The following is a 21,950-nucleotide window of genomic DNA, read 5'->3' as shown; positions in this document are numbered from 1 at the left end:
AACCTCCGCCACCAACAAATCCTGCCATTGCAGAAGCACCGACTAATCCAATGGACGCAATCGTTAAGTTCAATGCGATTGTACTTAAGGCTTCAGGTAATAAAACTCGATAAATGATTTGCCAATTAGTCGCCCCCATTGATTGAGCCGCTTCAATCACTCCTTTATTTACATCAAGTAAGCTACTTTCAATTAATCTTGCAATATAAGGTCCTGAAAATAAGACAAGTGGTACAGTTGCAGCTGCAGTACCGATTGATGTACCCACTAACAAACGTGTTAAAGGTAAGATGGCAACAAGTAAAATGATAAATGGGATTGAACGGAAAATATTCACCACACCATTTAACACATTAAATACAACTCTATTTTTCATTAACCCATTATCTCTTGTTACAACTAAAGCAACACCTAAAGGTAAACCAATGAGCGTGGCTAGTATTAAGGCGATTGAAACCATCAGTAATGTTTCTTGAGTTGCTTCTAAAATACGTGGCCAAAAATCTAATAAATTAACTTGCACTTGCCATCACCCTTTCTACCGACACGATTTCTTCGATGTAATGAACTGCCTTCACAATTTCTTGATCTTCACCTTGCAGCTCTACAATTAAGTTCCCGAACGGTGTTTCTTGAATTTCTAATATTTGACCATAAAGAATGTTCACTTCAACATTAAATCGCTTAGCAATCCTTGAGAAAACAGGTTCACCAGCGTGTTCTTTCAAAAATGTAACGCGATAAATATGACGTGGATGGTTATGCTCCTCAACCCCTTTCAAAATGGACTTAGGTATATCATCTTTCATGACGCTTTGAATGAACTTATGGGTTGTTTGATGTTTTGGATTTGTAAACAAATCAAAAATTGACCCTTGTTCGATCACTTCCCCACCCTCCATTACAGCAACTCGATCACAAACGTCTTTAACAACGTTCATTTCGTGTGTAATCATTAAAATCGTCACATTATACTCATCTCGAATTCTTTTTAACAGCTCCAATATAGACTGAGTTGTTTCCGGGTCTAAAGCAGACGTTGCTTCATCACATAATAGAATATCAGGTGATGTTGCAAGAGCTCTTGCAATGCCTACACGTTGTTTCTGACCACCTGATAATTGGTCAGTGTAATAATTCGCTCGATCTTTTAAACCGACGAAATCTAATATTTCTTCAACCCTTTTCTTAATCTTATCTTTCGGTTCACCGGACAAGATGAGTGGAAATGCAACGTTATGGTAAACCGTTTTTGACTCTAACAAGTTGAAATGCTGAAAAATCATACTAATCTTCCGACGCATTCCTCTTAATTCTTTTGCAGATAAAGACGAAACGTCCTGACCATCAACGAGCACCTCTCCTTCAGTCGGTTTCTCCAATTGATTTACTAAACGTACTAAAGTGCTTTTACCAGCTCCACTAAACCCGATCACACCGAAAATTTCTCCACGTTCCACTTGAAGATTCACTTGATTTACAGCTACTAGCTCTTCACCTTCATGCTCATACACTTTAGAAACATTTTTAAAGTTAATCATGGTGATCGCTCCTTTCTACAAGAACAACAAAAAACCCCCTCTTCTTACCTTGTAAAAAAGATAAGAAGAGGGGGTGAGTAGTTATATAAACAACCCGACTCCTCTTATCTTTCAAATACTTCACAAGTATTTGCTGGAGTTGGCACAGTGTCTGTCGCATAACAGACCCGCTGCCGAGGTTTCAAAGGGCCAGTCCCTCCACCTCTCGAGATAAGAAGATTTTAAGTTTTTGCTATTTTGAATTTTTAAATGATAAATACAATCATAAAAACTTTACGTTTAAATGTCAATAATATTTTTAAAATTCATTTTTAATTTGTTGGTACTCTTCATCTGTAAACGCTCTAGACCTCGTTAAAAAGCGCTTACCGTGAACACCTTCTAATGAAAACATACCGCCTCGACCATCAACAACATCGATAATTAACTGGGTATGTTTCCAATATTCATACTGGCTTTTATGAATGTAAAAAGGTGTTTCACCAATTTCACCTAAATAAACATCTTGATCTCCGACTAGTAGGTCACCTTTCGGATAACACATCGGGGAACTGCCGTCACAGCAACCGCCAGATTGATGAAACATTAGCTCACCATGCTCTTCTTTTAGTTGGTTAATTAATAGAATCGCCTCTTCAGTTGCTGTTACACGTTCAACCATGTCCCTTTCCCCTTTCGTCAATTTTAAAAGAATCCTAGTTTTTGAGGGCTGTAGCTGACGAGCAAGTTTTTCGTTTGCTGGTAATGCTCTAACATCATCTTATGATTCTCGCGTCCGATTCCTGACATTTTGTAACCGCCAAATGCAGCATGTGCAGGATAGTCATGGTAACAATTCGTCCATACACGCCCTGCTTCAATCGCACGACCAAAACGGTAAGCTGTATTAATATTACGTGTCCAAACACCTGCACCTAAGCCGTATAGTGTGTCATTGGCAATTTGTAGAGCTTCTTCATCTGTTTTAAAAGTCGTAACCGCTAAAACAGGGCCGAAGATCTCCTCTTGGAAAATGCGCATACTGTTATCGCCTTTAAATACAGTTGGCTTCACATAATAACCGTCAGCAAACTCACCATCTTTCACATTTTGTTCGCCACCGATTAAGCATTCAGCCCCTTCTTGCTTTCCAATATCTAAATAAGACAAAATCTTCTCTAACTGTTCACTAGACGCTTGAGCACCCATCATCGTATTTGGATCTAACGGATTGCCTGTTGCAATCTCTTTAACGCGTTTTAGCGCACGCTCCATAAACTCGTCATAAATATCTTCATGAATTAAAGCACGTGATGGACATGTACAAACTTCACCTTGATTTAGCGCAAACATAACTAAACCTTCAATTGCTTTATCTAAAAAGTCATCATCTTCATCCATGATATCTTTAAAGAATATGTTCGGTGATTTACCACCTAATTCTAATGTAACGGGAATTAAATTCTGTGAAGCGTATTGCATAATCATGCGGCCTGTCGTCGTTTCACCTGTGAATGCGACTTTACCGACACGATCACTTGAAGCAAGTGGTTTACCAGCTTCTAGGCCAAATCCGTTAACGATATTTAACACACCTGCTGGTAACAAGTCTTCTATTAACTCCATTAATACTAAAATTGATGCCGGCGTTTGTTCTGCAGGCTTCAAGACGACACAATTACCTGTCGCCAATGCTGGTGCTAACTTCCATGTCGCCATTAATAGCGGGAAGTTCCACGGAATAATTTGGCCTACAACACCAATCGGCTCATTAAAATGGTAAGCCACCGTATCGTTATTAATCTCACCAATCGTACCTTCTTGTGAACGGATCGCTCCTGCAAAATAACGAAAATGGTCAATTGCTAATGGTAGGTCTGCATTTAACGTCTCACGTACGGCCTTACCGTTTTCCCACGTTTCAGCAACTGCTAACATTTCTAAATTGTCTTCAATTCGATCAGCAATCTTGTTCAAAATATTAGCGCGCTCTGCAACCGACGTCTTACCCCAAGCATCTTTTGCTGCATGAGCAGCATCTAATGCAAGTTCCACGTCTTCTTTAGTCGAAGCAGGTATTTCACAAAAAGCTTTCCCCGTCACTGGTGTAACATTGTCAAAGTACTTACCATTGGTAGGTGCTGTCCACTTTCCTCCAATGTAATTTTCATAACGTGATTTAAAGTTTACAACCGCTCCATCTGTGTTCGGAAATGCATACGTCATCAATTAATTCCTCCCCTATATAATGAGTTTAATAGGACTGAACTAGGTGTGTTAGACAAGTTTATGTCTCACTCTATATGTATGCGTTTACATTTTATTGTATGATAAAGCGAAACAACGAAACTTGTAACAACATTTTATCAGAAAAGATTGAATTTTCAAAACAAAATAACCTAAAAAAGCTTTGGACTTCACGAGCCCAAAGCTTCCCCTTTTCTTCTCACTAATAAAATATACGATAATAGAGCACTCATTTGACAGACTAGAATAATCGATGCTAACGGAAGAACTGTAGTCGTCCCTAGGAAACCAACAAGCGGTGCTGCTACACCACCAAATATAAACTGGAATAAACCTAAGAATGCAGCTGCACTTCCAGCGTTATTTTCTTGCTTTTCCATAGCAAGTGATAAACTTGTCGGATTTAATACGCCAACACTTGAGATAATTAAGAAGAGTCCAAACATAACAGCCCAAAAGTTCTCACCGTTTACCGATGCCAATAGTAACGTAACACCACCAGATAAGGCTATAACGAACCCTGCGACAAGTAATCTCTCTTCTTTCACATAATCTACTACCCTACCAGTTATTTGACTAAGCGTTATAAAACCTAACGCATTAACACCAAAAACAATCCCATAAGTTTGTGCTGATAAGTTAAAGATATCTTGTAAAATGAATGATGAACCGGAAATGTATGAAAACAATGCAGCTGCCACAAAACCTTGGATCAGCGCAAAGCCGATAAAACTCTTTTGCTTTAATAGAGCTACAAATACATTCACCGTATTTTTTAAACCGCCAGTTGAACGTCTGTCTTTAGGCAACGTTTCTTCTACCTTAAACACGCTCATTATTGTAACTAAAATACCCGCAATAGCTAGAATCGTAAAAATTCCGCGCCATGAAGTAAAGGTTAATACTTGCCCTCCGATTACTGGCGCTAGAATCGGAGCTAGTCCCATTACTAAAATTAACAATGAGAACATCTTCGTCATATCAGGTCCAGAATAAAGATCGCGAATCATTGAACGAGATAATACAATTCCTGCTGCTCCAGTAAACCCTTGAATGAAACGACAAGCAATAAATACCCATATGTTCGGTGCGATTGCACATAAAAAAGAAGCAATAACAAATAAAGAGATCGCTAGAACTAATGGTCGCTTCCGTCCATATATATCACTCATTGATCCTATAATTAACTGACCAAATGCAATTCCTAGCAAACTAGCAGTTAAGCTAATTTGTGTTAAAGAATTCGTCGTATTTAAATCTTCTGTTAAAGCTGGAAAAGCCGGCAAGTACATATCAATTGTTAATGGAACAAGTGCTGTTAACGCACCGAGCATTAACAATAACTTAAATCGGTTACTCGTCATCTTGTGTGTCAAATGAAAACTCCTCTACGCCCTAAAAAATTACAACAAATCTATCATAACACTTATGTTCCATGTTCTAAAGAAATTGAATTTTAATAATCAGTTGCAAAGTGTGCATAAAAGACGTATACTGTATATATAGATATATACAGTATAACAGTGAAGGATAGGAGTTGATTGGATGAAGAGTTGGAAAGAAGGGTTTTGGCTTGCCACATTCGAACTAAAGGTTGACCTATGGAAACGAATTGCGAACCAAATTTTATTGGTATGTTTATTTTCTTTTATTGTCATTTCAATGTTCGACGGTTATATAGAAAACAATGTAATGGGGTTCGATATAGTATTTTTGTTATTATTCTTTTACTCTGCCTCATGGGCATTGCCTAAGGCTTTTCAATATCAAAAAATAAGTCAAAACACATATGCATCACCTTATTTCACATTACTTAACTCGATACCGATTCAGAGAGGTTCAGTCATTAGAAGTCGATTCATTGTCAGTTTTATTAATACCGTTCCTATTCAAATAGTCATTTTACTACTTTTATATTACTTTTCGCCCGAGATTCAAAACATGTTGACCGCAACAGAATATATCGCTTTTTCAATCATTTGGCTAGGGATTGGACTTTCTTTCGGATCGCTCCTACCTGCTTCAGATGTTGGCGATCACGTTACTAAATTAGGATTTATAATGATTTCTATAACCTTTGTTTTTTTTGGAATGTTAATCCTCTTTTTATTCAATGTCTTAGTAAGTGGTGTTGTTTACTCTACTATCACACTTGCTACAAAATGGCCTTTATATAGTGTCATTTTCACAATCATAATCACCATTGTTAGTTTGAAGAGCTGGATTAAATATGCTGAAAACAAAGTCGATCGAATGGATTACTTCGTATAAACTGCTCGAAAGGAGATTTTTTAGTGAAGCTCCCAATTAAATTGTCGAAACAATCAAGAGAACCCTACTACCACCAAATAGAAGAACAAATTAAAGCGTTAATTGCTAGTGGTCAGCTAATAGCTGGTACGCCACTACCTTCCATTCGGGCTTTATCTAAGGATTTAGAAGTCAGTGTTATTACAACAAGAAGAGCCTTTCAAAACTTAGAATACGAGGGCTTTATTTATACAGCTCAAGGAAAAGGAACTTTTGTCGCTGAAATTAATAGAGGGACTATGCAACAGGTGCAGCATGACACAGTCCGAAAAGCTATTAATAAAGCAATCGAAACGGCTAAACAGCACAATTACACAAACGATGACATTAAAGCCATTGTTCGTGATGTTTTAGATGGAAAGGAGGATTTAAGTTGAACACGATCTTAAACGTTCAAAACTTAACAAAGCAAATAGATGACTTTGATTTAGGACCAATCAGCTTTGACTTAGAGCCCAATACAATCACAGTCATTGTTGGAAATAACGGGGCTGGAAAAAGTACATTACTTAAATCAATCTTAAATTTTGTGAAACCAAACGATGGGGATATCCGTCTACTTAATCAGGGTCATGAAGACTTAACTGTAGATGTACAACAAGAGATTGCTTATCAACCACAGCAATTAATTGGGTGTGACCCATTTACAGGTGATCAGCTTCAACAATTGTTCAGCAAGTCGTATCACAACTGGGATGAAGATAATTTTCAACATATAATTAAATCATTTGATATCCCACTTCATAAATCATTTAGCAAACTATCTAAAGGGATGCAACAAAAGCTAAACTTCGCTTTAAACATCGCTAAAAATGCGAAGCTCATGATTTTAGATGAACCAACAGCTGGAATGGACATCCCATCTAAGCAGAAAGTCATCGACATTTTGAATGATTGGGTTGAACAAGACGGACGTACAATACTGTTAACAACACATCAAGTCGATGAAGTTAAAAAGTTAGCTGACTACATCATGATCATGAAAGATGGAAGTCTATTAGCGCACGAGGAGAAAGACACCTTAACCAATCAATTTAAACTGTATTGGTTACAAGAAACAGCAACTAAAGAGAACATTCCAGGTGAAGTTAGTCGCAATGGAAATCAGCTAATAAGTGATACCCCAATAGAAACTGAAGCCTGTTTGCAGAGAGAACAAATTCATTGGGTTACAAGTGAGCACCTTGATTTAGAAGAAGTTATTTCACTTATGCTCACACGATAAACCATTAAGGGAGAGAGAGTTATGGAAACAGTTTTAAGTGTTGAAGGACTAGAGAAATCATTTAAAGGCACAAAAGTTCTTCACAACATTACCTTTGATGTTCACAAAGGGGAAATTATGGCGATCTTAGGGCCGAACGGTGCTGGTAAGTCAACAACCATTCGTAACATAATGGGAATTATGTACCTGATGATGGAAGTGTAACATTTCACAACCATCAAGGAAAAAACGAAATCCCTCGTCACAAAATCGGTTACTTACCAGAAGAACGTGGGTTGTACAAAAACGTAAAAGTAATGGATATCATTCTTTACTTTGCAGAACTTAAAGATTACCCAATAAAAAAAGCTAAAGAAAGAGCACTTCAATACTTAGAGAAGTTTGGACTAGAAGGAAAAGAAAATGTCTCAGTTGAAGAGTTATCGAAAGGCATGGGGCAAAAAGTACAATTTATCGGCTCGATTATCCATGAACCAGAGTTATTAATATTAGATGAGCCATTCTCTGGTTTAGACCCCGTTAGCCAAGATGTCTTTAAACAAGAAATTAAAGAACTTGCTAATAATGGAACTGCAATTTTATTAAGCTCACACCAAATGAATTTAGTTGAAGAAATGTGTGACCGTTTATTTATGATCAATCGTGGCCAGAAAGTTATTTATGGTTCATTAAAAGACGTCAAATCGAAGTACGCTAACTTCAAATGTACTATTTTAGGTGATAACCCTGTACATCAACTTAAATCTATTAATCAAGTATCTCGTGTTGAACAAGAGGGGCACAGTTCTGTTTTATACTTAGAACAAGGGATTGAACTTCCTTCATGGTTACACACTTTGCCAAATGACTTAGATATTGTAGAGTTGAAAGTGGACCGAATTTCACTTCATGAAATATTTGTTGACGTTGCACTAGGGCGATCAATCACAGAGGAAGTAGGTGGCACAAATGCGTAATAGTATTAAAGTCGGTAAGTGGGAAATTAAAAGAAATATTAAAAATAAATCGTTTATCATTTCATTATTTTTAACACCGCTGATTTTTGTATTTTTCGCGACAGTGCCAAACTTGTTGAGCGGAAATGATGATTATGACACGGCAACAACTGTTTACGTAAATGATCAACTTGGCACATTCGATATGATTGAACCAATTATAGAAGAAAACGACATAGTCAACTGGGACTTAGCTGAAACGAATGAAGAGATCCCCACTATTCAAGAACGGTTTGAAGAAGAACCAAACTCAGCATACATTCAAATTGATCAACATACAGCAGAAAACGGGGTTGTTACGTATGTAAAAGGTGATGACGTCAGTCCACAGTTTTCAAACCAACTTCGTATGATTGAGCAACCTTTAAAACAACTTCAATTACAAAGTGCAAACCTCACTGAGGAACAAATGGAGTTAATTTCAACACCTATTTTGTTTGAGGCGGCTGATGGTAATGATGAAGCTCAAAATGATGAGGAAGCAACAGCTGATAGTATAGGAATAAGTGACCCGTTTGAAAGAGGGATTCCTGCTGCTTTCGCTGGCCTTGTTCTCTTCTCGATTGTCATTACTGGTATGATGATTTTCCAAAGCGCATCACAAGAGAAGAAGGATAAAGTTGCTGAAATTATTTTATCTTCTGTTACACCTGGTGAGCTTATGCAAGGTAAAATTTTAGGGTACTTTGTTTTAGGTCTCATTCAAGTTGGTGTGTGGATGCTATTTGCAATTCCGATTGCGATCTATTTGTTAGATGACGTTCCTGTTTTACAATACTTACTCGTCCCTGAAACGTTAATCCTTATATTCATCGCGATATTAGGGTACTTATTGTTTGCTACTCTATTTGTCGGTTTAGGTGCGACATTAGAAGATGCAAGTTCAGGAAGCAACTTCCAAGGGATGGTTATGATGCTACCATTTATCCCTGTTGTCATTATTGGACCTGTATTAAGTGACCCAAGTGGCATCGTTGCTCAAGTTGGAAGTTATATACCATTCACATCACCTACCATTCTCATTTTAAGATTAGCCACCTTAGATAATTGGCCATGGATTGAGATTTTAATCGGCATTGCGATCTTACTTGTAAGTATTTGGTTGTTCATGAAGTTAGCAGGTAAGATCTTTAAAGTCGGCATTTTAATTTACGGTAAAAACGCGACACCACAAGAGATTTGGAAATGGTTAAGAGCATAAAAGAGTAATATTGTTACAAAGCTGAACGATTGTTACGAACTTCGTGCTGTCGTTCAGCTTTTTTATATAATTTCAATCAAACGTGACAAAATAAGGCTAACTATTATTATCGGAGGACTGTTTAGTGGAAGAAACAATTAAAGATTCACTTATCGTTATTGGCCGCGTAGTCACAATCTTACCGCTACTTTTATTTATGACGATCTATATGGGCAAGCGTACTATTGGAGAAATCCCTGTGTTTGACTTCTTAATTATTATTTCTCTCGGTTCTATTGTTGGTGCAGACTTAGCTGACCCATCTATCAGCCACATATACACAGCAGTTGCTATTGTATCAGTTGCACTTCTCCAACGAGTTATTACTAAGCTTAAACTTGCTAACAGGCGCTTTGGCAGAATCGTAACGTTTGAGCCGACAGTTGTGATCCAAAACGGGCAATTCCTTAAAGAAAACATGAAAAACATCGGCTATTCGATTGATAACGTCTTACAACTCTTAAGAGAGAAAGATGTCTTTGATATCGATGAGGTTAAAACAGCTATTGTTGAATCAAGTGGTAAAGTAAGTGTGTTAAAAAAGTCATCGAGCACTAATGTTACCCGTTCTGATTTAAATATTACCGGAAAGGCAGCAGACATTGCATTACCAATTGTTGTTGAAGGAAAAGTTTACACACATGTATTAGAAGATTTCGGACTTGATTATGATTGGTTACAAAAACGAATGAAAGAACAAGAGGTCCAAAATGTTAATGAAATCTTTTATGCTACGATCAACCAAAAACAGAAGCTTCACATTTCACTTAAAGAAAACAACTTAAACGTTCCGCGAATATTACATTAAACAAGCACGATTCATGTTAAACACCTATATCATATAGTAATGAATAATAACGAGGTGTTTTAACAATGAATCCAATTGTCACTGGTACTTCTACTGAAGATGTAGTCACGATTGATGTTGACTTATGTCAGCGCCCAATTAGTTACTTAAATGTGTTTAGATCAGACCAACTAGTTGGAATTTTTGAGCCTGTAAGAAGTTTTCACTTACGTAATGAAAGTTTAGAGCCTATTACAGTCGAGTGTGTTTTTGGAGATGGTACTACCTACTCCACTTACTTAACATTTGATGAAAACCGACAAGTAAGGCGTCCAAGCGACTTTAGGCCTGGTGATATTTTAGTGGCAAGTGATAACTTTGGAGATGTCTTTCCTCCTGGTTACATAGGTCACTCTGCTATTGTTATTGATGAATATCGTATTGCCGAATCTGTCACATCACACCCACAAGTAAGAACAGCACCAATCGATAACTTTCTCTCTGTTCACACCCAAGTGATGCATGCTCGTCCAAAAGACGCGAGCATTGGTATGGCTGCTGCTGAATATGCAAAAGAGTATGTAGATGCCTATGATACGAATTTAAAACAAGGTAACTCTGTTCCTGAGTTTTCCTTTTCAACACGTGTCCCGCTAAATGACCCTAACGATGCGATTTATTGTTCTAAACTGGTATGGTTAAGCTACTATTACGGTGCGGATGTAGAGTTCCAAAATAACTTCTATTTATTCGCTCCAGTTGATTTAAAGGCTAACATTGAAATGGATGACCGTTTCGATGTGATGTATCAACACCCTGAGTTTGATTTTAAAATTAACTTGAAGCTTTAACTCCCCCATTCAGTTGGCGAATGCTATTTAAGATTCGCCGACTGTTTTTTAATGACAAAGACTCACCATACTTCTATGGTAAGTCTCTTCATTGCTAACTTATTTTATTACAGCATACTTTCCGATTACAGGGAGTGGTGCCATTTCACCTTTAGCCGCGTTCAAAATCCCAATTAACAAAAGAATAAAAACAAATAAATTTCCAATCGGTAAAATTAACAGCCAGCCAATAATAGGGATTAACGTTCCGGCTGTGTTTATTATAATTGCCGTTAAAAGTAACAGTAATCCTTGATTAGCATGGTATATTGCAAACTTTGACTCTTTCGCTACTAACAATGGAATAAAGAAAATAATATACGCTACAATACCTAAACCTTTGTTCTTATGAGCATCTTCAATACTCACTTGGTCTTGCGGGGGCTCATTTTTCTGTTGATTTTCTTTTTCACCTGTCATCATCTCTCCCTCCTGTCTATAAAACCTTAATCAATTTTATGTTACTTAAAATTGCTCTATGACTGTGAACAACTAATGAGGAGGGAGATTGTAGTCAAGTGCAAACCAAAATCATATTTATAATAAACAGCTTTTTTAAAGATGAAGATCGCCAGCCCTAGCAATGTAGTGACTGGGTTAGCACTTTCATTAGTTTGAATTAATTAGAATATTTAGTAAAATTGTTTTAAATAACTTTAAGGAGCGAGAATAGATGGCAAATAGAACGGTTATCGTAACAGGTGGGGCACAAGGAATCGGATATGCTATTGCAAAAGCGTTCAGTAACGAAGGTGACTATGTTCATATTTGTGACTTAAATGCTGAATTAGTTAAAGAAGCAGCAAATAGCTTAATCAACTCAACAGGCCATCAAGTCGATGTAACGGATGAAAAACATGTTAACGCGTTTGTTGAACGTGTAGTTAAAGAAAATGGACAAGTCGATATTTTAATTAATAATGCTGGGTTACAACATATTGATCGTGTCGAAGATTTCCCACTAGAAAAATGGAACTTACTCATTAACGTCATGCTTACAAGCCCTTTTTTACTAACGAAAGCAGTCGTTCCAGTTATGAAAAAACAGCAATATGGGAGAATTATTAATATATCTTCTGTTCACGGAAAAACAGCCTCACCTTACAAATCAGCATACATATCTGCAAAACACGGGGTTGTCGGCTTAACTAAAACCGTTGCCATTGAAACTGCAAACGATGGAATTACAGTAAATGCCATAATGCCTGGGGCTACAAGGACGAAGTTAATTGAAAACCAATTGGCAAAGCTTGCTAAACAAGACCAGACTACTGAACAAGAAGCATTAGAGAAAAACTTACTTATAAAACAACCGATGAAACGTCTGCTAGAACCAGATGAAATAGCGCAAACGGCTTTGTTTTTAGCATCTAACAAAGCGAGTGCCATAACAGGCGAAACTGTCAGCGTCTCTGGTGGATGGTAAAGAAGAAGGTGATGATTTGAGCTATAAAATTGCGGTATTAGCTGATATACATGGTAATGCTTTAGCTTTAAAAGAAGTGTTAAAACATATTAATACAACAGACAAGGTCGAACATATTTATTGTCTAGGTGATTTAATAGGAGTTGGACACCAAACAAACGAAGTGTTAGACTTGTTATTTTCAAGAGGCGACATCTCTTTTGTACGTGGCAATCATGACCAAGATGTTTTAAGCATTATAGATGGCGAGAAACCTAACAGTAAAGGTGAAGAGCGAGAGCATCATCATTGGATTGCATCTCATTTAAATCCAGACTTTATCCCAAAGTTAAGAGAAATTCCATACACATTAAGACGTCAAATCAATGGTGTCCCGTTCTTATTTTTGCATTACCATTTGAAAAAAGAACCTAAATTCCTACCTGTTAATTACGACCCAAGTATTGATGAGCTTGAGAAACTTTATTACAATGAACAGTCTAAAGTCGTCTGTTTCGGACATCATCACGTTGTCCACCATTTTAAAAATGACAATCAACTGTTTTTAAACCCCGGTGCTTTAGGTTGTAGTCACAACCCAATCGCTCAATATGCAACGATTACTGTTGGTGACAATGGAAATATTAATACTTCTTTTTTTGAAGTTCCATATGATCCAACAGAGTTTCTGAATAGTTATGAAAGACTCGAAGTGCCTGCTCGTAAGTTTATTTTGAATAATTTCTTTGGTAATCAACATATTAAGTGAAAAATTACCATTAAGTTCAAATTTGACAACTGCTTAGTATAATTAACTTTTGACATTATAAAATTTTTCGTTAATATTAGAGTTATAAATTAAAAATTTAACAAACTTAACACTGAGGAGGTTGTTAAATGAGTCAAAATGACGAACAGGCAAGGGAATCCGTCGATCAAGCAAAAGACATTGTCATTGAATCATTAGGTGAAACGATGGACCTTTATGGTGTTACGAGAAGTGTCGGCAACCTTTACGGTACAATGTATTTTGAGAAAAGCATGACCTTAGATGAAATGCGTGAGAAATTGAAAATGAGTAAGCCTAGTATGAGTACTGGGGTTAAAAAGCTGCAAGAATTTGATATCGTCAAACAGTCATTTCGTCGTGGTTCAAGAAAGCAAACATTCGTTGCTGAGAAAGATTTCTTCAGTTTCTTTAGTAAATTTTTTACTAAAAAGTGGGAGCGTGAAGTCAACTTAAACCTTGAAGCGATTAAAGAAGCTCAACCAATTTTTGAAGAGGTAATGAATTCTGAAGATGTTTCTCAAGAAGTGCGAGATGAAGCTCGAGAACTTTATGAACAAGTCGAATACTCAAAGGCGTATTACTACTGGCTTGAACAACTTGTAGAAGGAATTCGTAACGGTAAGATTTTCGAATCATTCCCACCACCTGAACAAAACAAAGACAATTGACAATCATCCCCTATCTCTAGTGTTTGAGATAGGGGATTTTTTATTTGAGGCATTTTTAACCTGTTGTTCCATCGTATATTTTAACCTGTACAGAAAAAAATAAGTGTAAGAAAGGCAGGGAGGAACTATGGATGAAGAACGTGCAAAGGAAATTATCGATTCACTTGTTATGATTAACGTTAAATACCACGGTATTCCCGTCTATATTCAAGAAGTCATAAACAGTGAAACCGCGGCAATTTTTCCATTAGATGAAATGCACCATGAACAGGAAGTTGATTTAAATGGGTTGTATGAAGACGACCCAACTTAGAAGGAGGGGTATAAATGGACCGTTTGCGTGCACAGCAAATCGCTGAATCGCCTGAAATGAAAAATGTACAATACAATGGGCAAAATGTTTATATCCAACATGTTAATGATAACGATACAGCTCATTGTTATTTTTTAGACGATCCTGAAAATGAATTTGATGCTCAGTTATCTAACTTAAGGGAAAAGATTTAATTAATCGAGCGAACGCCCAATTAATTAGGCGTTCGCTTAATAAGTTTTAATTTCGCTTAATTATTTTGATTTTCGCTTAATTATCTCTATATTCGCTTAATAAAATTATATATCGCCTAATTTTGAAATAATTAGGCGATTTTTCTAGTTGAGCTATAAGAAGGTGACTCAATACCGAGTCATCAACTAAATTACATACTATCTTTTTGATCTGTTTCTTGTTCCTTCTTAGTCATAACCATCGTTAGTGGTTTGTCACTACCTGTCATCAGTTGATGAACATAAGATGACGTTATTTCGTACTGATCCTCAATCTTTTCTGCTAAATGATGGCTTCGTTCATATAAAATGGATCTAAAGTTAAGCATTTGTCGATGGAGCTTTTCCATTAATGCTTCTTGTCTTTGGACTTGTTCTGACATTTCCTTTTGATTTTCATCAAAGTGTTTAAGCTGTTCGCTCATCTCTTCGTGAGCGCTAACAATTTGATTTAATTGGTCAATTAACTCATCGTTTGAAACTTTTTGATCGGTAATTTTATTTATAATTTCTTTATTTGACTCATTTATACTTTTAACTTGATCAATTAGATCTTCTCGAGCATGTTCTTCAGTTTTAAGCCACTCTTCCAACTGGCTGCTTTTGTTGTCTAACATGCGCAATCTCTCCAATACATCTTGTTTAAACTGATCATGGCTATGTTGTTTAGTTACAAGTTCTTGAACTTGTGTATCCATTTGTGTTTGGATATGATCTTGCCGTTCATACAACTGATTAAGAAAGCTATTTGAACGCTTTAACGAACGGTTGACTTTCTGCTGTTCTTCCATCCACTCTGATAACCTGTCAAACTTCGTATAATCTTGATTATGAGCACTTACTTTCCGTTTTGATCGATACACAGTCGGATGTTCACCATCATTAATGTATAATGTCATGTTTCCACATCCCTTTAATGTCTTACTTATACCATATGCGAATGTCCATATAAAAAGTGCCTGTCACGATTTTATTCGTAACAGGCACTTCACTATATTAAGCTTTTGATTTAGCCTTAGACTTTTTAATAAGTTGTTTACTTCTTAACTGACCACAAGCTGCGTCGATGTCACTACCTTGTTCAACACGAACACCGCAGTTAATATTATTTTCAAGTAATGTTTCGTAGAACGTTAAAATATTTTGCTTACTACTACGATCATAAGGATGGTCTTCTACCGGGTTATACGGAATTAAGTTGACGTAAGATAGGTGACGCTTATCTTTAAGTAGCTTCACTAGTTCTAACGCATGTTCCTTTTGATCATTGACATCATGTAGCAAAATATATTCAAATGTAATTCTGCGATTTGTCTTTTCTAAATAATAATCAACAGCATCCATCAATTGCTCAATTGGATAAGCACGGTTAATTTTCATAATGTCTGTTCTTAGCTTATTATTCGGTGCATGTAGTGATAGCGCTAAGTTAATCTGGATGTTTTCATCAGCAAAATCATACATCTTCGGAACAATACCACTAGTAGAAACAGTGATATGCCTCGCCCCAATCGAAAGCCCCTTTTGATCATTAACGACACGTAGGAAGTCCATCGTATTGTCGTAGTTATCAAATGGCTCACCGATCCCCATAACAACAATGTGGCTTACACGCTCATCATCGCCTCTTTCATCTAAATGGTGTTGAACATTCATAATTTGCTCAACAATTTCGCCACTTGTTAGGTCGCGATTCTTACTTAAAATACCACTTGCACAGAAAGAACAACCAATATTACAACCAACTTGTGTCGTAACACAAACAGAAAGTCCGTAATCAAAACGCATTAATACAGTTTCGATATGGTTGCCATCAGGTAGCTCGAATAAAAACTTAATCGTTCCGTCTTGTGACTCTTGCTTTATTGTTTCAGTTAATGACTGGATCTGATAATGTTCTTCTAATAGTTCGATTGTTTTTTTATTGACGTTTTTCATCTCAGAAAACGATTTAACACGCTTTTGATATAGCCAATCCCATACTTGGTCAGCTCTAAAGCGCTTTTCACCATTTTCGACTAACCAATTTTGTAATTTTTCTTGTGTTAGTCCATAAATAGATGGTTTCATTTTAAACCCTCATTTCAATACCTAGGTTACTTTGTTAATACTAATGGATATAACACAATGTATCAAGTAATTTATATAGACAACATGTTCCAAATTTGCTTACGCTTTATTTGCTCTTTTTGCAACAACTCTCATGATTAGAAGCATGCAAACAACACCTAAAGTCATAGCACCGAAAAAGACCCAACTCAATTGTTGTTTTAATGACTCTTCACTATTTAAATTCATTACGGTAACCATCACGCGATCATGCTCTAACGGCTTATAAATCTTGCGGTAATTATTATGGTCCATTGTAAAATCAACGGTTTGTGACTCATTTTGTTGCCAAGCCGCTTCAACCATTTCTTCATCTTCACTAATATCTAGTGTCATATGCCCGTATAAGACAGGAAGATCTGTTTCAGGCTCAATAACTTCATGCTCTTCATCACGTTTTAGCCAGGTTGGTGCGTTTAATACGGCTATCTCTTCTACAACGTCGTTGTGTACTTCGATTTGAGAAATGACTTCAGAAGGTCCTGATTCAAAGCTCACACTATAAATTTCTTCATCCTCGATATAGGCATTAACCATATAATCAGTTGTACCATCATAATAATAAGCAAATTTATAATAAATGTGATCAAATAACTCAGCACGTGAGATCGGTCCTACCCAAAAGTTATCTAAAGCAAATCCTTCCTCAACAGTAACTGGTTCTTGTGACATGAGCTGATCAAAAGCTGTATACCAATACCCCCAGTCTTGTGATGGTAAGCCAACTTGTGTATCATCCGTTGACTGTGTCACCACTATGTCACCCTCTTCCCTTTCCCATAGTGATATTTCTTGAACATCCCATTGGTCAGCTATTTCTCTTAGCTCAATTTGACTAATATCGTTAATGTCTCGACCACCAAGGTCTGTCATTATTCCTTTAGATGCTGTGTACAATCGCATCTCTACCATATGTTCTATTGTATCTGTCGCATGTTGCGTTGATTGCATCGCTGATTGAACCGTTCTTGTAGCAGAGTCGATCTGTTCATCTTGGTACGTTTCAATTCGAGAACTAATTAACATTATTCCAATAGCGAAAGACAATAAAGCAATGACCCCTATACATACTCCAATTTGCATAATAAATTTATTTGTATGACTCATCTTGTTTGACCCCTTCCGACATCTATCTACACTAATTTTCTATACAAGATAAATTCTTCCTTCTTTTTAAATGATTTTATAACAAAAAAAGAACTGGGCATAACCCAGCTCTCAACTTACAATTTCCTTTTATAAATTCTCAAAGAAGACGCGAATAACGTCTGCCCCACCGATAAACGTACCTAATGAACTTCCGATATTCGTTAGTACGACAATTAATAAAATTCTTGTCACTTTGTTTTGCCAGAAACCTTTAACTGTTGTAACATCTTCAGCTATATTTTCAAAGTCTGAAACGTGTGGTTTACGAATCGACGCTTGCACAATACCTGCAAACCAACCCGCAGCTAGCATCGGGTTCAATGAACTTAACGGTGCTACTAAAAAGGCGGTCACAATCGTCAGCGGGTGTCCAAAAGCAATCGCTGCACCTAAAGCAGACATCGAGCCATTCCAAAGAATCCAGCTAAGTGTTTGTTGATATGCCGCATCAGGGTTATTCATAAATGTGTAAGCAATGATGGATAAAATTAATATTGGAATCATCCAAGCGATTACTTTCGGCGCTTTTGACTTAGGCGGTACAGTCGTTAGTCGGTCTAAGTCTTGTTCCTTATTAATTTCTTTCTTAACCCCTGGAACGTGTGCTGCACCTAAAACGGCTACCACTTTATCCCCTGGTGCATCTTTAATCTTTTGGGCTAAATATTGATCACGTTCATCTATTAAGGGCTTTTTTAGTCTTGGAAAAGCTTCAGTGAACTCTTGCATAACAGAGTTCAGCATATCTTGTTGCTTCATCTTCTCAAGTTCTTGTTCAGAAATGGTCTCGCGATTAAAAATACTATAAAGAATTGATAGCATTAATTTTGCACGGCCTGAGACCCCGATACTTCGCCAAACTCTTGAAAATGTCGTCTGGATGTTACGGTCAGCCAACACTAAATCAGCCTCAACTTCTTCAGCTGAATCAATCCCTTGAATCATTTCCTGACCAGGCTTAATGCCAAATTGTTTTGCAACACGGTTTTGGAAAGATGAAATCATCATATTCATTAACAACAAAGTTGATTTCTTCTCTTTAACGACTTTGAATATGTTCATATCTCTCCATTTGTTACCTTCTCGAACTGATTGATAACGTTGTTCGTCTAGTTCGACACAAACAGAATCAGGTTGTTCGGTCTCAATTACTTCTTTAACTTGTTCTGCACTTTGCTTCGAAACGTGTGCAGTACCAATTATAATAACTTCTTTTCCGTCTATATCGAGTCGAGTAATGTTATTTTCATCCATATTAGACTTCCTTTTCCCTTGTATTTCTACATATACAATAGTTTAACATTAAATTACCATCATGAAGAAATTATTTTATTAAAATTTTAGAAAACATTTACTTATGTATATACATAGAGCCCGTGTAACGAAACAAACAATTTTTGATTATTTACAAAAGTCGCTTCTATGATAAATTAGTTAATAATTACATAACTGAAAGGGTGGGAGCGAACATATGCAAGATTGGTGGAAAAAGGCAACTGTATATCAAATATACCCACGAAGCTTTAACGATTCAAATGGTGATGGGGTTGGAGACTTACAAGGCATGATCGAAAAGCTTGATTACTTAAAAGAGTTGGGCATTGACTTAATTTGGTTAAGTCCAGTGTATGATTCACCTAATGATGATAATGGATATGATATACGCGATTACTACAGTATAAACCCTGAGTTTGGGACGATGGAAGACTTTGAACAACTACTAGATGAAGTACATAAGCGCGACATGAAGCTTATGATGGACCTAGTCGTTAATCACACATCAGATGAGCATCAATGGTTTAAAGAGCATGAAGATTATTATATATGGCGAGAGAAGCCAAACAACTGGCAATCGATTTTTGGTGGCTCAGCTTGGGAGTATGACGAAGAAAAAGGTAAATATTATTTACACTTGTTTAGCAAAAAGCAACCTGACTTAAACTGGGAAAACCCTGAACTAAGAAAGCGAATTTACGAAATGATGCATTGGTGGTTACAAAAAGGTGTTGATGGTTTTCGTATGGACGTCATTAACTTCATCTCTAAACACCCGGACTTACCAGACGGGCCGAACGGTGACGGAAGTGACTATTTCATGAATGGCCCACGAATTCATGAGTTTTTACAAGAGATGAATGATGAAGTACTATCCCATTATAATTGTGTAACAGTCGGTGAAATGCCAGGGACAACACCAGAAGATGCTCAAGTTTACACAGATCCTAACAACCGTGAAGTTAATATGATCTTTACTTTCGAACATATGGATTTAGACCACGGGCCTGATGAGAAATGGGATTATAAACCGTTAAACTTAATTGATTTAAAAGAAAATCTAGAAAAATGGCAAAATGCCTTATATGATATAGGTTGGAACAGTTTATATTGGAACAACCACGATCAGCCAAGAATCGTGTCACGCTTCGGTGATGATACAAACTATCGCTATGAGTCAGCAACAATGCTAGCAACTTGTCTACACTTTCTACAAGGAACACCTTACATCTATCAAGGAGAAGAGATTGGTATGACAAATGTAGCATTCTCTTCAATTGCTGATTATAAAGACATTGAAACATTGAACATGTATGACGAGAAAAAGAATAATGGAATACCAGAACGTAAGATTTTAGACCAAATTCACCATGTTAGTCGTGACAATGCTAGAACACCGATGCAATGGACATCTCATGAACAAGCTAGCTTCACTACTGGAACACCATGGATTCAAGTGAACCCTAACTTTAGCTACATTAATGTTGAAAGCGATTTAAATCAGAGTAAATCTATTTATAATTACTACAAAACTTTAATTAAACTAAGAAAAGAGATGAATTTAATTACAACGGGTAAATTCAAATTAATCTACCGTGAACACCCTAACTTATTTGCTTATAAAAGAGAAGGAGAAGGTGAAACAATCACGGTATACTGCAACTTCAGTAACCAAACAGTTGAAGTTAATGAACAACCTAAAGGAGAAATTTTAATTCAAAATTATGATATCCAAGCTACTAGTCATCAATTATCATTGCGACCTTATGAAACGATTGTATATAAAGATTAATAATTGGAGGTATGAAAAGTGAAAGTACTAGGTGTTGATATAGGCGGGACAAAAATTAGAATGGGTGTTGTTGATGAAGACTTAAATGTACACTTAGATGAGCAAGTTCCAACAATTTTTCCACTTTATGATTCGCTAGAAAAAGAGATCAAAGCCGTCTTAGAGAAACATCCTGACGTTGAACGAATTGGGATTGGAACACATGGCTTTGTCGATTCAAAACGTGGGCGTGTTGTTTATGCTACAGAATTGTTACCTGGCTGGTCTGGAACTGAAGTGAAGCAGCAATTGGAAGAAGCAACTGGCAAACTAGTCCGTGTCGATAACGATGCAAATGTCGCAGCCCTAGCTGAAGCAAAAATTGGAGCCGCTAAAGATTATGAAAGAACGGTCTGTTTGACTTTAGGTACAGGGCTAGGTGGTGGAATTATTTTAGATAACTATATCGTTTCTGGAGGTCCTAATGGAGGGGCTGCAGAAATTGGTCATATGATCTTATATCCGAATGGTCACCCTTGTCCATGTGGTCATAAAGGATGTTTTGAGCAATATGTTTCAGGAACAGCACTTGAACGACGTATTGAAGAAGCCAACCTTCCATATTCACCAAGAGAGTTATTTTTAAATGCTGACCAAGACGCTAAAGCTAAAGAACTTATTAATGCCTTCACTTTTGATTTAGCTGTCATTATTAGTTCTCTACAAGCAACTTTCGATATGGATTGCGTTGTGATTGGTGGTGGTGTGTCAGAATCTGCTGAATATTGGTTTGATACTTTAAAAGAACAATTAAATGATCACCTATTAAATCCAATAGACGTCAAGATCGCTCAGTTCGGTAATGAAGCAGGAATGTTGGGAGCAAGTTTATTAGTTTTAGATAATTAAAAAAATTTGTTGCGCAAACGTTTTCATTATGATAACATTTCACTTAACAAACATGAAAGCGTTTACGCGCTATTTTTTTACGGTTTTGTGCAAACGTTTTCACAAACTTAACTT

The 21,950-nt window shown here is 36.7% G+C and carries 24 protein-coding genes, 1 pseudogene and 1 riboswitch; of the genes and pseudogenes, 15 read left to right on the top strand and 10 right to left on the bottom strand.

The window, feature by feature from the left end; genetic code table 11:
- The 5 genes from A194_RS0101190 to A194_RS0101170 all read right to left on the bottom strand — a co-directional run.
- The coding region (locus tag A194_RS0101190) for a methionine ABC transporter permease (protein WP_017185059.1) at positions 1–523 on the bottom strand (523 nt) is incomplete at its 3' end.
- Positions 513–1,541: a methionine ABC transporter ATP-binding protein gene (locus tag A194_RS0101185; protein WP_017185058.1), complete on the bottom strand. Its 1,029-nt coding sequence runs from the start codon at positions 1,539–1,541 to the stop codon at positions 513–515. The genes A194_RS0101190 and A194_RS0101185, both read right to left, overlap by 11 nt.
- A 101-nt stretch (positions 1,542–1,642) precedes the next feature.
- A riboswitch (SAM riboswitch) is annotated at positions 1,643–1,758 on the bottom strand.
- A gap of 81 nt (positions 1,759–1,839) precedes the next feature.
- Positions 1,840–2,202, bottom strand: coding sequence for a DUF779 domain-containing protein (locus tag A194_RS0101180; RefSeq protein ID WP_017185057.1), 363 nt, complete (start codon positions 2,200–2,202; stop codon positions 1,840–1,842).
- A 23-nt stretch (positions 2,203–2,225) separates the two neighbouring features.
- Complete coding sequence (exaC, locus tag A194_RS0101175; RefSeq protein ID WP_017185056.1) at positions 2,226–3,746, bottom strand: acetaldehyde dehydrogenase ExaC; 1,521 nt, start codon at positions 3,744–3,746, stop codon at positions 2,226–2,228.
- Positions 3,747–3,937: 191 nt separating this feature from the next.
- Positions 3,938–5,131 (bottom strand): multidrug effflux MFS transporter, encoded by a 1,194-nt coding sequence (locus A194_RS0101170; protein ID WP_050980467.1) that lies wholly within the window; start codon positions 5,129–5,131, stop codon positions 3,938–3,940.
- A gap of 181 nt (positions 5,132–5,312) precedes the next feature.
- On the opposite strand from A194_RS0101170, the gene A194_RS0101165 reads away from it, so the two are divergent.
- From A194_RS0101165 to A194_RS16840, 8 genes and pseudogenes are all read left to right on the top strand, one after another.
- Positions 5,313–6,038, top strand: coding sequence for a hypothetical protein (locus A194_RS0101165; protein ID WP_017185054.1), 726 nt, complete (start codon positions 5,313–5,315; stop codon positions 6,036–6,038).
- A gap of 23 nt (positions 6,039–6,061) precedes the next feature.
- A complete protein-coding gene (locus A194_RS0101160) occupies positions 6,062–6,454 on the top strand; it encodes a GntR family transcriptional regulator (protein ID WP_017185053.1) in 393 nt (130 codons plus the stop codon).
- Positions 6,451–7,302: an ABC transporter ATP-binding protein gene (locus tag A194_RS0101155; RefSeq protein ID WP_017185052.1), complete on the top strand. Its 852-nt coding sequence runs from the start codon at positions 6,451–6,453 to the stop codon at positions 7,300–7,302. Before A194_RS0101160 ends, A194_RS0101155 begins: the two co-directional genes overlap by 4 nt.
- A 21-nt stretch (positions 7,303–7,323) precedes the next feature.
- Positions 7,324–7,853: pseudogene (locus A194_RS21250) on the top strand (ABC transporter ATP-binding protein); the annotation flags it as partial.
- A 45-nt stretch (positions 7,854–7,898) separates the two neighbouring features.
- On the top strand, positions 7,899–8,258 hold the full coding sequence (locus A194_RS21245; RefSeq protein WP_423734735.1) for an ATP-binding protein DrrA1-3 family domain-containing protein: 360 nt from the start codon (positions 7,899–7,901) through the stop codon (positions 8,256–8,258).
- A complete protein-coding gene (locus A194_RS0101145) occupies positions 8,251–9,498 on the top strand; it encodes an ABC transporter permease (protein ID WP_017185051.1) in 1,248 nt (415 codons plus the stop codon). Before A194_RS21245 ends, A194_RS0101145 begins: the two co-directional genes overlap by 8 nt.
- A gap of 124 nt (positions 9,499–9,622) precedes the next feature.
- Positions 9,623–10,345 (top strand): DUF421 domain-containing protein, encoded by a 723-nt coding sequence (locus tag A194_RS0101140; protein WP_017185050.1) that lies wholly within the window; start codon positions 9,623–9,625, stop codon positions 10,343–10,345.
- A gap of 65 nt (positions 10,346–10,410) precedes the next feature.
- The gene (locus A194_RS16840) at positions 10,411–11,175 is read left to right on the top strand and encodes a YiiX/YebB-like N1pC/P60 family cysteine hydrolase (protein ID WP_017185049.1); all 765 of its coding nucleotides are present in this window, start codon (positions 10,411–10,413) and stop codon (positions 11,173–11,175) included.
- A gap of 99 nt (positions 11,176–11,274) precedes the next feature.
- Here A194_RS16840 and A194_RS0101130 read toward each other — a convergent pair whose 3' ends face one another.
- On the bottom strand, positions 11,275–11,634 hold the full coding sequence (locus tag A194_RS0101130) for a DUF4870 domain-containing protein (RefSeq protein ID WP_017185048.1): 360 nt from the start codon (positions 11,632–11,634) through the stop codon (positions 11,275–11,277).
- 253 nt (positions 11,635–11,887) lie between these two features.
- Here A194_RS0101130 and A194_RS0101125 point away from each other — a divergent pair, with 253 nt between their 5' ends.
- The 5 genes from A194_RS0101125 (at position 11,888) to A194_RS0101105 (ending at position 14,584) form a co-directional block, all read left to right on the top strand.
- On the top strand, positions 11,888–12,640 hold the full coding sequence (locus A194_RS0101125) for a 3-hydroxybutyrate dehydrogenase (protein WP_017185047.1): 753 nt from the start codon (positions 11,888–11,890) through the stop codon (positions 12,638–12,640).
- A 16-nt stretch (positions 12,641–12,656) separates the two neighbouring features.
- The gene (locus A194_RS0101120; protein WP_029424939.1) at positions 12,657–13,388 is read left to right on the top strand and encodes a metallophosphoesterase family protein; all 732 of its coding nucleotides are present in this window, start codon (positions 12,657–12,659) and stop codon (positions 13,386–13,388) included.
- A 128-nt stretch (positions 13,389–13,516) separates the two neighbouring features.
- Positions 13,517–14,077 carry a choline uptake/conversion transcriptional regulator CudC gene (cudC, locus tag A194_RS0101115; protein ID WP_017185045.1) on the top strand — a complete coding sequence of 187 codons (561 nt, stop codon included), beginning with the start codon at positions 13,517–13,519 and terminating at the stop codon, positions 14,075–14,077.
- 127 nt (positions 14,078–14,204) lie between these two features.
- A complete protein-coding gene (locus tag A194_RS0101110; RefSeq protein ID WP_017185044.1) occupies positions 14,205–14,390 on the top strand; it encodes an H-type small acid-soluble spore protein in 186 nt (61 codons plus the stop codon).
- Between the two features lie 14 nt (positions 14,391–14,404).
- Positions 14,405–14,584: an H-type small acid-soluble spore protein gene (locus tag A194_RS0101105; protein WP_017185043.1), complete on the top strand. Its 180-nt coding sequence runs from the start codon at positions 14,405–14,407 to the stop codon at positions 14,582–14,584.
- Between the two features lie 191 nt (positions 14,585–14,775).
- Here A194_RS0101105 and A194_RS0101100 read toward each other — a convergent pair whose 3' ends face one another.
- The 4 genes from A194_RS0101100 to A194_RS0101085 all read right to left on the bottom strand — a co-directional run bounded on the left by A194_RS0101100 (position 14,776) and on the right by A194_RS0101085 (position 19,135).
- The gene (locus A194_RS0101100) at positions 14,776–15,522 is read right to left on the bottom strand and encodes a coiled-coil domain-containing protein (RefSeq protein WP_017185042.1); all 747 of its coding nucleotides are present in this window, start codon (positions 15,520–15,522) and stop codon (positions 14,776–14,778) included.
- Positions 15,523–15,619: 97 nt separating this feature from the next.
- Positions 15,620–16,693 (bottom strand): dual-specificity RNA methyltransferase RlmN, encoded by a 1,074-nt coding sequence (gene rlmN, locus A194_RS0101095; RefSeq protein WP_017185041.1) that lies wholly within the window; start codon positions 16,691–16,693, stop codon positions 15,620–15,622.
- Positions 16,694–16,792: 99 nt separating this feature from the next.
- Positions 16,793–17,839 carry a hypothetical protein gene (locus A194_RS0101090; RefSeq protein WP_017185040.1) on the bottom strand — a complete coding sequence of 349 codons (1,047 nt, stop codon included), beginning with the start codon at positions 17,837–17,839 and terminating at the stop codon, positions 16,793–16,795.
- Positions 17,840–17,968: 129 nt separating this feature from the next.
- Positions 17,969–19,135, bottom strand: a complete 1,167-nt coding sequence (locus A194_RS0101085; protein ID WP_017185039.1) for a TraB/GumN family protein — start codon at positions 19,133–19,135, stop codon at positions 17,969–17,971.
- Between the two features lie 217 nt (positions 19,136–19,352).
- Between A194_RS0101085 and A194_RS0101080 the strand changes: the two genes are divergently transcribed.
- Both A194_RS0101080 and A194_RS0101075 read left to right on the top strand, forming a co-directional pair.
- Positions 19,353–20,948 carry a glycoside hydrolase family 13 protein gene (locus tag A194_RS0101080; protein ID WP_017185038.1) on the top strand — a complete coding sequence of 532 codons (1,596 nt, stop codon included), beginning with the start codon at positions 19,353–19,355 and terminating at the stop codon, positions 20,946–20,948.
- Between the two features lie 18 nt (positions 20,949–20,966).
- The gene (locus A194_RS0101075; RefSeq protein ID WP_017185037.1) at positions 20,967–21,836 is read left to right on the top strand and encodes an ROK family protein; all 870 of its coding nucleotides are present in this window, start codon (positions 20,967–20,969) and stop codon (positions 21,834–21,836) included.
- The last annotated feature ends 114 nt before the right edge of the window (positions 21,837–21,950 follow it).

This window comes from Alkalibacillus haloalkaliphilus C5 (assembly GCF_000269905.1).
Lineage (GTDB): Bacteria > Bacillota > Bacilli > Bacillales > Alkalibacillaceae > Alkalibacillus > Alkalibacillus haloalkaliphilus_A.
This window is presented reverse-complemented; position numbering and strand designations above follow the sequence as displayed.

What these genes read in the sequence shown, in the direction of transcription:
- A194_RS0101185 (WP_017185058.1), bottom strand. Translation starts at nt 1,541, where the DNA reads ATGATTAACTTTAAAAATGTTTCTAAAGTGTATGAGCATGAAGGTGAA.
- A194_RS0101180 (WP_017185057.1), bottom strand. Translation starts at nt 2,202, where the DNA reads ATGGTTGAACGTGTAACAGCAACTGAAGAGGCGATTCTATTAATTAAC.
- exaC (WP_017185056.1), bottom strand. Translation starts at nt 3,746, where the DNA reads ATGACGTATGCATTTCCGAACACAGATGGAGCGGTTGTAAACTTTAAA.
- A194_RS0101170 (WP_050980467.1), bottom strand. Translation starts at nt 5,131, where the DNA reads ATGACGAGTAACCGATTTAAGTTATTGTTAATGCTCGGTGCGTTAACA.
- A194_RS0101165 (WP_017185054.1), top strand. Translation starts at nt 5,313, where the DNA reads ATGAAGAGTTGGAAAGAAGGGTTTTGGCTTGCCACATTCGAACTAAAG.
- A194_RS21245 (WP_423734735.1), top strand. Translation starts at nt 7,899, where the DNA reads ATGAATTTAGTTGAAGAAATGTGTGACCGTTTATTTATGATCAATCGT.
- A194_RS0101145 (WP_017185051.1), top strand. Translation starts at nt 8,251, where the DNA reads ATGCGTAATAGTATTAAAGTCGGTAAGTGGGAAATTAAAAGAAATATT.
- A194_RS16840 (WP_017185049.1), top strand. Translation starts at nt 10,411, where the DNA reads ATGAATCCAATTGTCACTGGTACTTCTACTGAAGATGTAGTCACGATT.
- A194_RS0101130 (WP_017185048.1), bottom strand. Translation starts at nt 11,634, where the DNA reads ATGACAGGTGAAAAAGAAAATCAACAGAAAAATGAGCCCCCGCAAGAC.
- A194_RS0101125 (WP_017185047.1), top strand. Translation starts at nt 11,888, where the DNA reads ATGGCAAATAGAACGGTTATCGTAACAGGTGGGGCACAAGGAATCGGA.
- cudC (WP_017185045.1), top strand. Translation starts at nt 13,517, where the DNA reads ATGAGTCAAAATGACGAACAGGCAAGGGAATCCGTCGATCAAGCAAAA.
- A194_RS0101110 (WP_017185044.1), top strand. Translation starts at nt 14,205, where the DNA reads ATGGATGAAGAACGTGCAAAGGAAATTATCGATTCACTTGTTATGATT.
- A194_RS0101105 (WP_017185043.1), top strand. Translation starts at nt 14,405, where the DNA reads ATGGACCGTTTGCGTGCACAGCAAATCGCTGAATCGCCTGAAATGAAA.
- A194_RS0101100 (WP_017185042.1), bottom strand. Translation starts at nt 15,522, where the DNA reads ATGACATTATACATTAATGATGGTGAACATCCGACTGTGTATCGATCA.
- rlmN (WP_017185041.1), bottom strand. Translation starts at nt 16,693, where the DNA reads ATGAAACCATCTATTTATGGACTAACACAAGAAAAATTACAAAATTGG.
- A194_RS0101090 (WP_017185040.1), bottom strand. Translation starts at nt 17,839, where the DNA reads ATGAGTCATACAAATAAATTTATTATGCAAATTGGAGTATGTATAGGG.
- A194_RS0101085 (WP_017185039.1), bottom strand. Translation starts at nt 19,135, where the DNA reads ATGGATGAAAATAACATTACTCGACTCGATATAGACGGAAAAGAAGTT.
- A194_RS0101080 (WP_017185038.1), top strand. Translation starts at nt 19,353, where the DNA reads ATGCAAGATTGGTGGAAAAAGGCAACTGTATATCAAATATACCCACGA.